This window comes from Pseudoalteromonas sp. SR43-3, assembly GCF_014163875.1.
Lineage (GTDB): Bacteria > Pseudomonadota > Gammaproteobacteria > Enterobacterales > Alteromonadaceae > Pseudoalteromonas > Pseudoalteromonas distincta.
On sequence record NZ_JACJEC010000042.1, the window covers coordinates 1 to 1,367 of the forward strand.

General features: G+C 34.8%; 2 protein-coding genes. Both read right to left on the minus strand.

Translation table 11 applies throughout. The annotated features are described in order from the left end of the window. Window positions 1–238: 238 nt before the first annotated feature. Window positions 239–697 (minus strand): DUF3592 domain-containing protein, encoded by a 459-nt coding sequence (locus tag H5088_RS20070; RefSeq protein ID WP_182754407.1) that lies wholly within the window; start codon window positions 695–697, stop codon window positions 239–241. Window positions 698–802: 105 nt separating this feature from the next. Then, the gene (locus H5088_RS20075) at window positions 803–1,231 is read right to left on the minus strand and encodes a hypothetical protein (protein WP_182754410.1); all 429 of its coding nucleotides are present in this window, start codon (window positions 1,229–1,231) and stop codon (window positions 803–805) included. Window positions 1,232–1,367: the final 136 nt, after the last annotated feature.

The window sequence follows — 1,367 nt, forward strand, 5'->3', positions numbered from 1 at the left end:
TTTGAATGCTTCGAGATCATAGTATTCTATGACAGCTTCATCAGAAAAAAGCTCGAATATACTATCGGCATCCTCGTTCAATAGCCTTGTTAGCATTAAACGAGAAGTTTCTAACTCTGGAAATTACACCTAAATTCTCCGTGAAATATAACGCCCCACTAAGAGGCAAAAAACAGTTGGCTAAAATAGCGACGCAGGAGCAAAAGCCAACTGTTTTTTGTCCTGCTTGAGTGGCTTGTTAGGTAACACTATCCACAGTGCTTGCGTTTAATTTAACAACTTTTCTAATGCTTGAAAATGTGAAAACACTGCCAACGATAAATAATAGAAAACTGATCCCCCACAGTGAAAAAAAACTGGAAACCTTGGCAGAATCAGTTGAATTGCTTTGGTATAAAACTTTAACTACATCACCTTTTTGATAAGTATTGATTGAGGGACTAAGACCAAAACTGGAAGTAAACACAATTGAATTACCATTAAGATCCGTAAACTCAATTTTTGGATATAAAGATGATTTTGAGGAATGCTTTTTTACTAGTTCGATAACAACACCATTCGTTGAATTTGCTTTTTCGAGAAATGAATAAGTATTAAAACTAACAAATATACATATGGTAATGCATGCTAACCCTAATATTAGATAAAGATATCCTACCTTTATGCTGTCATTCATACGTTCAACGATGCGAATCATTCTTGGTGTTACCTAACGCCCCAATAAGGGGCTAAAAATTGTTTGCTAAAATGTGTAGCGAAGCGAAACCGAGCAAACTGTTTTTAGTCCCGCTTGATTGGCTTGTTATAAGCACTGTTGCACCTTAGCTTGAATATAATTAACGATAGACGGAACAGTATATTTTTTAAAATAATTTGTTCCGCATTTATCAAGGCATTGATAGGTAATTGATATTGCAGCATCACCACCTGAATGTATAGTTTCGTGAAAGCCAAGAATTACCATCTGCTCTTGCTTATTGGTTTTATCAAAATCAGTTCTCGTTATGAAAATAGGGTTTTGATTGAAACTATATTCAACCATAGTTGATACAGGCACCCATTTTTGGTTAATAACATCAGGGTAATTTAACCCAACGTATTCATTACCGGGACGATCTAAAGTAAAACCTAAGCAAAATGCTTTTTCAGGAGTTAATTTGATATCTGTAGAAGTTACGTTAGCTAAACTAAAGAAACTTAAAAAGGACAACAAAATGAGAATATTGCGCATGAATTCCTTGTGCTTATAACGCCTCAAACACCGGATTGTGAATGTTGGCGGTTTTTTTGAGTGTTTTTTCAAAAAAAGTGACGACATTTACAAGTCCGCGTGATTTGACTTGTTATATTTCATATTCGGACTTTAA